Genomic DNA, 8,275 nt, shown 5'->3' with positions numbered 1-8,275 from the left:
CAATGCAAGAAGGCTGTTATAAAGAGGGTTCTAAAAGTAAAACATATTCGGTCACGATTAAATCAACAGAACATAAGGACCAAGCGAACTTTCAAGAGACAGATGAATTCAAAGAGCTCGCGAAAAAACGCTACAAAATTGAAGCGAAAAATAGTGAAATCAAAAATCCGCATGGGTACAATACGGCCAAATCAGCGGGTTTATTTGGCATGAAAATACAAGGTGCCACAACGATATTCGCTGTCAATCTTAAGCGGATATTAAAACTGCTAAATGAAAAAGAGTAAAAAATAGACAATGAAATAAGGCACTTTCTGTTCAAATCGAACAGAAAGTGCCTTATTTTTATCTAAAAAATCAACTCGTCATAAAAAAAGTAAGTTTTTCAGTGCCCTCTTCCTTCACCAATATCATTTTTTAAGAAGGATTCCTTGATTTTTCTTGCCAGAGATGAATCTGTTTTCTATAACTTTATTCTATATACTTGCAGCAACAGACAGGATAAAATACGTCTCATCATAGCGCTATATCAACGACGATTCCCCGCTTTTTTAACCCAATTATAGAGCGTTGATTTTGGAATATCGAGTAAGCCAGCCGTTACTCCGAGCGATGTTGCATCTGCAAATTTTACGGCACCTTCCCGAAAAAGAGCTGTCGTATAATGTGATATCCCCAAACCATAGTCATCGTAGACAATTTTTTTACACTGTATGCAACGATACCCTCGATCGTCAACGGTCAAATAGATGGGGCCACCCATTGTATAGTCATGTAACACCTGTTTGATAATACGCGAATGGATATGTAGTTTCCCCCCACAAATACACTGTTTGCGCTGCTCCATCATCACGACTATTTTCCCCTGCCCATCAAATTCCGCCGATACATGTCTTGGTAATTTAAATGCTGTGTTCATCAATTATTCCCCCTATTTTATTATTGTTCGTTTTTATTTAAACGAATGCTTTTCTTTTGATTTTGAGTGATTATAGAGAAACAAGCTAGTGGAAAGATTTCGTGCGGAATCACATGGTTTTTGCATGTTTAACGCCCATGATTACGTCATAAAACCACCTCATTTCGCACAGTCATTCATTTTTTGAAAATCGCATTTTGCACTATTTTGGCATTGCTACTATGCTGTAGCTACCTAGGAATAGATTGCGTTGCGCAACGCGGATGATGAGGTATCTATGGAAAGAGATTTTGAAGTTGTTTACAAAGACATGCAGCCACTTATTTACTTTATATTAAAAAAACTTAATATTTATAAGGATCATGAATACTATATTCAAACAGCAAATATCGCCCTCTGGATGGCATGGAAAAATTTCGATGCTCAGAAAGGGAAATTTTCAACCTATGCTTTTTCATCCATTCGGGGCGCTCTTTTAACGGAGCTATCAAAAACAAATAAGGATGCCGAACGCTTTGTAGCTACGAATGACTTCGCATTAAACAAGCTTATACATGACCAGATTGATGATAAGGATCACTATGAAGATTTACATATACGCTATGACACGATTTGTCGACATGTCACAGATATAGAACTTGCTATTCTTCACGCATACTATATTGAAAATTATAGTATGCAGGAAATTGCCAAAATGGTAGGACAATCAGAGGCAGCTTTACAAAAAAGAAAATGGCGGATCGTCAAACGATTACGCACTATTTTCAACTAATAAAGCTACGAGTATGTTGACGACGGTCAATATACTCGTTTTAACTATTTGAAAAAACCTCATCATCATTAGCTGAGTAGCTAATGATGATGAGGTTTTTTTCATATGTTATTTGATAATATAATCATGCTTTCTTCACCTAATATAGGTTGAATAACCACCCGCATACAGACAATATACACGACTTCTCCAAGTGGTATAGCTTATTTTATTTTTCAACAATAGCAATTAAGCCACTACCTTGTGCAAAATAGTACACGGTATTACTTTCCATATTTTCAACGACTAAACAATTGTCTGTTTTACCATAACGACCATTTAATGTACGTATTTTAGAATGTTTTGTCATCGTCTGATTCCCCGCATCATAGGTGGTGACCTGACCTTGTCGTACAGGAATATCAAAGGATACATAAATTTGATCCGAGCTAGGTGCACCTACGAGTAATTCGTCCTTACGCAACTGATATCCGACACCAAAAGGAATTGTTTCATCTTGTCCATACCAGCCGTCTACCATCGCATCATAGGTTAGCTTCATATCCAATTTACGCGTTGATTGCTCAATTGTTAGCGTGCCTTCTTCCTCCTGTGATGCAGGCATATACAGTTGAAGCTGCTCATATGTAAGCTCCTTGGGTGCTGATTTTTGAAGTGTTGTCGCAGATGCTGTCATACTCATCGCCATCAGGGCCGATAGCAGGATTTTTATCATATTCAGTCCCCCTTTTGTGCAGTATTCCCCTTCAACTCCCTACTAAACGCCCATTTTTTAACAATAATCTAGTAAAAAACTAGAAATAGACTGTCTACTATTTACAGCTTTTCCAGTGCATCCTAACTATTTTTAACACCTCATTTTCTTTTCACACGTAGCAAATATCGGCTATTTTGTCGTTGGATATAGATTGAATGACCGCAGCACCGCAAAAAAATGGAAGAATTATAAGGATTCGTTTATTTTAATGGTAGAAAACTTCATTAACATTTTTTTATTCAATGAGTAGAAATAGCCGATGCTCGAGTCGATCGCTTAGAAACTCCCCACTACAATTCACCGGCTAAGAAATGTTCACTACGATTACGACCGCTGCTTCTTTTCTTGCATTATATGTCCAGCCAACGTCAGTCAATTGATCTATTCACTTCTTTTCCCCTAGTTTTTTTCAAGAAAAGATAGAAAATTGATGAAAATTTCTATCTTTTCTTTCTCATTAAAATATCAAACTACTAATTCTAATGTATTTTTGATTATTTTATATATTAATTATTAAATTAGAGTGAATCCAACATCAACTAGGTAATGTCAAATCTATATATAGAACCTTTCATACTAATTATCAAAAATTAACTATAGGTATTAATGCCTCTTTGCATCATAATTAAAAGATACTAGGAGGAATGAATGATGAAAAAATATTTGTTAAAACCCCTTGCTGTAACTGCTCTAGGCTCTCTTATAATCATTTCGAGTGCTTCAAATGCGGCGGCAGCTACTACGATTACGAAGGTCAACCAATCTGCAAAATTAGTAAAAGGAAAGGTCATTAAAAAAAGTACAAATAAAGCCTATCCGGGATATGTCTCATTTAAAGGTAAGGTCTATAAAGCTGGCTCGCTCTTCACTGGATTAATTTCAAAAAAATATTATAAAAAAGGTGTTCTTTCAACGGGAACTTATGCCAAAAAATATTATGTAAAAGGTGCTCTTTTTACTGGCGTTAAAAATAAGAAATATTATAAAAAAGGTGTTCTAACTACAGGTATTTATAAAGCGAAATATTATAAAAAAGGGCTACTTTCCACAGGTATGTATAAGCGTAAATACTATGTGAAAGGATTGCTTTTTAACGGTTTGAAAAATAACAAATTTTATAAAAATGGCGTTCTTTCATCGGGAACTTATAAAGATGTAGTTTATGTGAAAGGACTAGTTGATCAAATAAAAACAGCCCTTTTACAATTCAAGAAAAACAACAGAACGTATGAAGATTTACTCGACATTAAAAAAAGTTTACTAACAATTGCTGACCATAACGATCTCCTTGTCAATCCTACTCTTCTCCCTGAAAAGAATGATAAATTGCAAACAAAATCCAATCTTTTTGTGGGCATAGATCCTCCTACTGGTAGCGTTTTTTTAAATATAGCTTCCGGTGTACTTACACGCGCGCAACTCAATGATATTGCTCAAATGCAACCGTCGAATCCTACCATAAATCCGGCGCTATTCATTAGCCACGTCAATTCTGAACTATTCCCTACCCAACAGAATTTATTAACGAATTTCGATATAATTTTACAAAAGATCACTACTGATCCTGAGCTTCTCAGTCAAATGACTCAACTGCTAAAAAAAATGCAAGAAGACAACAATAACTTTTTAGGTTCTGGTGCACAACCAGCTGTCGCAGTTGGTTTACAACAACAAATTGATACTATGACAAATAAACTACCACCACTAACTAATAAATTACCACCATCTCCCACTACAAGTAAAATGAGTATGGATCAAATTGCAATAATAATAAAACAAATTCCTTGGCTTGAGGGTGTATCTGCTGATGCCTATGGACAAATTGTTCTTCAAAAATTGAATGGAAAACTCGGAAATACAACGCTTACTATTGAGACAAATGACGATGAAATCGAATTTATGCTAAACAATGGTGACCAGAGTCTGACCTTTTCCATGCTTTCACTGCTTACTCAAGCTACAAAATTAGTTAATAATCTATTCACAGGTGAGCATCTTTCTTCAAAATCTTCAAACTCAGAATTACTATTAGCTAAAAATGCTACTTCTAAATTAAGCGCCTCTACAACAAAAGAATCTTTACTACAAAGAATCGCTTTAGCTGAATCTTTATTCGTTTATAAAACATTACTAATCGCATTACAAGGCGCTATATGGACGACGGAAGACAATAGCGATGAAGTAGCAAACAAAATAAAAGAAACGATTCGAGGGATACCTGGTGCTAATCTAGTAAGCATCTCTCCATCGAATAACCAAGTAACCATTCAAGTTACACTAGGCGGAAACACGCAAAACATGACCGTGAACGCGCCTTGGTTAGAAGCTGAAAATGCCGTAACATCAGCTGAAAACTCAGCTAGTTTAAATCAAGAAATGATAAACACCTCAAAAACACTTGTAAATACCGTTCAAAATACGACAAAAAAACAAGAATTAACGACTCGTCTAAATAATTTACAAGAACGCCTTGCAAGGGAACAACAGGCAACTCAAAATCAACAACTATTCAATCGCCTTGTGCAAGCTGCAAGCGGCGTGATATGGGGCGAAGAGGATAACCCGGATTCCGTAGAAAAAGCGATCCGAGAAGCCGTTCAAAATGAAAATGCACTGCTATTTGAAACAACTGATAATGCTGTGACAGTAACGATTTCATATGGTGGACACACTACGACTATCACTCTCTCGAATCCGAATCCATCCTTGTAAAATGCACTTATAACGACAGAAAACGCCAACCCTTAAAAGGCTGGCGTTTTTTATTTACGTTCACTACTCTTTGCTACTAATGTAGCATCATTCATTCACAGGCGTAGTAGATTTTAAATATGCTTTAGAATATTCACCCTTGCACTTCGCTCCAATTCTTAAACAGATGGCAGATGTACGCACCCTGAATACTTACTCTATGCGATAAGATAACTATTTTGAATACATCCTCTTGGATGAACGGTCGAGGCATTTAGAGAACCTGTAGGGACGACCGATCGCGTTATTGGTTCATTCTTTGTGTTCAAAGATAAAACGACAAAGCGTTCTCGATCACAGTCCCCTGTAAATGACCAAATAAGCAGTGCACCATCCATCCCATAGACCTTTCTTCCTTCAAGTAAGAGGGAGAACCCTTGCGCTCTAAGACAATAGCCACGAAGGTGATCCATTTTCCTTCCTTTAAATAAGAAGAAGTTCCGTCAAAACGGCAAGTCCTTATGCCAACACCAAATAAATAGTAACCCTGTCAAGAAAAAGTAGTTTTAAGACAAAAAAACTCCCATCTTCCGAAGAAGATGAGAGTCTTATATCCGTTCGCCCAATAAGGTAAGGGGTAGCTTGGATTTTATAAAATTTGCTTATTTGCAAGTTTTATAGAGATTGTGTTGCTACTAATTATTTTACTTTAATAACAGTTTTACCTGTTAATTTATTGTCGTTTGTATCAACTGAAGTTGCTGGCTCGTCAACAGTAGTTAATTTAATTGAAGTAATTTCTGAAGATGCCTCTAAAGTATCATTAGATAATTTCACTCTAGTTGGTGTTGCTGGTGTAGCAGTTGAAGGCAATTCAATATATTTATAAGCTGCTTGAGCAACTACTTCATCAACTTTAGCTGCGTAAGTGTAAACATCTGTTCCTACAGTATATTTATCTCCTACTGCTGGTGTTGTTGGTAATGTGAATAGTGTACCTGTTGTAGAGTAGAATCCTGCTGGGGCAGGTAATGCTGCTGCTTTGTAAGTGTAAACATCTGTTCCTACAGTATATTTATCTCCTACTGCTGGTGTTGTTGGTAATGTGAATGCTGTACCTGCTGTAGAGTAGAATCCTGCTGCTTTAGCTGGAACACCCGCTACTGCTGCTTCATCTTTTACAATATTACTAAGATCTAGGTAATATTTACCTTTATCTGTACCAACTGGCATTAGGGCAATACTTGCTGATGTAATATCCACATCTATGTTATTAATTGTTAAATTGAAGTCAGTTGTATCAACTACATTCATATCTTCAGAGAATCCTACGATTACAAAATTGTCTGATACTTTCGCTGTTGTTAATGTTGGTGCTACACCTTCAGCTAATTTTAAGTTGCCTGAAGCCGCGATAACTGTACTTGTGTTACCTTTAGCATCTTTAAGACCAGTTACTGTTAATGGACCAGTAAGTGAAGTTGTAATAGAAGCTTTTGGAATTGTGATTGTAACAACTACTGGAGCCGTTTTTGGTTGTGTAGATGGATCTACAACTGGTGTAGAAATTTTAGAACCTGCTGGTAATGCTTTACCTGCTAATGTGTAGTTACCAGTGTTTAAAATTGATGCAAAATCAAGACCTGATTCAGCTTCACCTGCTGCAGTACCTTTTTCATCTTTAACTATATAAGTTAGAACATAATTAGAACCTGTTAGAATTGCTGCTGTAGATGTTAATGTAGCTGTTGGTGCTACAGTATCTTTTGCTTCTGCTGCTTCTGCTTTAGCAATTGTAATTGTTTTGTTATAAGCTGCTACTTCGTTAGCTGAATCATCAACTAAAGCACCTTTAACAAAGCTTAATTTGTATTGCTTATCAGTTGAACCTGCTACAAGACCTAAATCAAGAGTTAATGTTTTACCATCATTAGATACTACTGCAGTTGATAAATCTTTAGTCACAGCTACACCTTCATAACCTGTTGCAGAATTGAATTCTACGATTGATAAATCTTGCTTAGCTGTTACTACTGTTACAGCATCATCAAAGTTTAATACTAATTTACCTTCTTTAACTTCTGAAGAAATTAGAGTTGGTGCTACAACATCTTTGTCGAATGTAATTGATTGAGTTGTTGCTGCTGATTTGTTACCAGCTTCATCTGATACTAATGCTTCTTGTACATATAAAGTTGCAGAGTATTTACCATCTTTAGTAAATGCTGCTTGAGCATCAGTAGCTAAGTTTACAGTATAAGATACTGATTTACCGTCTGTAGAAACTACTGGAGTAGTTAATCCACCAACGTTAACACCGTTTGCAGATAAGTAAGTTTTAGCAGCATCTACTGTTGCAGCTGTTACTTTTTTATCGTAAGCGAAAGTTACTTTTAAACCAGCCGTTGCTGATTTAGTTGTAATAGAAGCTAATACTGGTGCTACTGAATCAGCGCCTACAACAGTTGTAGAAATTGTTGCTGGGTTCGGTGCGATTGTGTTACCAGCTAAATCTTTAACGTTTGTTAATTTAACATTTAAAACGTCGCCAACTTTAGCAGCTGTTCCTAATGTTAATACTAACTCATCTTTGTTAGCGCCTTGAGAAACTGTTACGTTAGCATCGTTAACATAAGCGATCGCTGAAGCTTGAACTGGCTCAGAGAATTTAACAGTTACTTTGTTAGTAGTTGTTTCTGTCACTTTAGCGATTGCTGCAGCTGCAGATACTACTGTTGGAGCTACTTCATCTTTATAAGTTAAAGTAGTTACAAATTTAGGTGTTTTAACTTCTTTGTCAGCTTTAGTTTCGATTGCTGGTACTAATACTGCTGATTCTTTAATAGAAATTGGAGCTGAAGTAGTAAGTGTTAATGTACGACCATCTTCAGATAATTCTTTAGCGTTGAATGATACGCCTTCGACTTTAATATCTGCTGATTCGGCAGAAGCTTTATCTACAGCTTTGTTGAATTTAACTTCGATTGTAGTAGCGTTAATTGCTTCAAATGAAGCTACTTTAGCGCCCACTTTAAGGCCTTTTTCAAATGCTTCTTCTTTACCTGCAACATCAAAAGTACCGTCTGCGATTACTTCGTTATTGTAGAATTTTTCTTCGAATTCTTTGATGCCTTTG

The 8,275-nt window shown here is 36.2% G+C and carries 6 protein-coding genes and 1 pseudogene; 3 read left to right on the top strand and 4 right to left on the bottom strand.

Annotation, left to right across the window (positions count from 1 at the left end):
* A partial coding sequence (locus tag DEX24_RS16490; RefSeq protein WP_211310126.1) for a transposase occupies positions 1 to 287 on the top strand: 287 nt, incomplete at its 5' end.
* 242 nt (positions 288 to 529) lie between these two features.
* Here DEX24_RS16490 and DEX24_RS16485 read toward each other — a convergent pair.
* Positions 530 to 919 carry a hypothetical protein gene (locus DEX24_RS16485; protein ID WP_109307474.1) on the bottom strand — a complete coding sequence of 130 codons (390 nt, stop codon included), beginning with the start codon at positions 917 to 919 and terminating at the stop codon, positions 530 to 532.
* Positions 920 to 1,196: 277 nt separating this feature from the next.
* Here DEX24_RS16485 and DEX24_RS16480 point away from each other — a divergent pair, with 277 nt between their 5' ends.
* A complete protein-coding gene (locus DEX24_RS16480) occupies positions 1,197 to 1,691 on the top strand; it encodes a sigma-70 family RNA polymerase sigma factor (protein ID WP_109307473.1) in 495 nt (164 codons plus the stop codon).
* A 208-nt stretch (positions 1,692 to 1,899) separates the two neighbouring features.
* Here the strand turns inward: DEX24_RS16480 and DEX24_RS16475 are convergent, their stop codons facing one another.
* Positions 1,900 to 2,406, bottom strand: coding sequence for a hypothetical protein (locus DEX24_RS16475; protein ID WP_109307472.1), 507 nt, complete (start codon positions 2,404 to 2,406; stop codon positions 1,900 to 1,902).
* A gap of 693 nt (positions 2,407 to 3,099) precedes the next feature.
* Here DEX24_RS16475 and DEX24_RS16470 point away from each other — a divergent pair.
* Entirely contained in the window at positions 3,100 to 5,160 is a 2,061-nt protein-coding gene (locus DEX24_RS16470; RefSeq protein ID WP_109307471.1) for a toxin-antitoxin system YwqK family antitoxin, read from the top strand.
* A 197-nt stretch (positions 5,161 to 5,357) separates the two neighbouring features.
* On the opposite strand, the gene DEX24_RS16465 is transcribed toward DEX24_RS16470, so the two are convergent.
* Positions 5,358 to 5,537: a JAB domain-containing protein gene (locus DEX24_RS16465; RefSeq protein ID WP_246131574.1), complete on the bottom strand. Its 180-nt coding sequence runs from the start codon at positions 5,535 to 5,537 to the stop codon at positions 5,358 to 5,360.
* A gap of 301 nt (positions 5,538 to 5,838) precedes the next feature.
* Positions 5,839 to 8,275: pseudogene (locus DEX24_RS17330) on the bottom strand (Ig-like domain-containing protein); the annotation flags it as partial.

It is taken from the genome of Kurthia sibirica (assembly GCF_003143975.1).
GTDB classification, from domain to species: Bacteria; Bacillota; Bacilli; order Bacillales_A; family Planococcaceae; genus Kurthia; species Kurthia sibirica.
This window is presented reverse-complemented; position numbering and strand designations above follow the sequence as displayed.

Bases quoted from the DNA above. Each gene is read 5' to 3' on its own strand.
- DEX24_RS16470 (WP_109307471.1), top strand. From the start codon at position 3,100: ATGAAAAAATATTTGTTAAAACCCCTTGCTGTAACTGCTCTAGGCTCT.
- DEX24_RS16465 (WP_246131574.1), bottom strand. From the start codon at position 5,537: ATGGATGGTGCACTGCTTATTTGGTCATTTACAGGGGACTGTGATCGA.
- DEX24_RS16475 (WP_109307472.1), bottom strand. From the start codon at position 2,406: ATGATAAAAATCCTGCTATCGGCCCTGATGGCGATGAGTATGACAGCA.
- DEX24_RS16485 (WP_109307474.1), bottom strand. From the start codon at position 919: ATGAACACAGCATTTAAATTACCAAGACATGTATCGGCGGAATTTGAT.
- DEX24_RS16480 (WP_109307473.1), top strand. From the start codon at position 1,197: ATGGAAAGAGATTTTGAAGTTGTTTACAAAGACATGCAGCCACTTATT.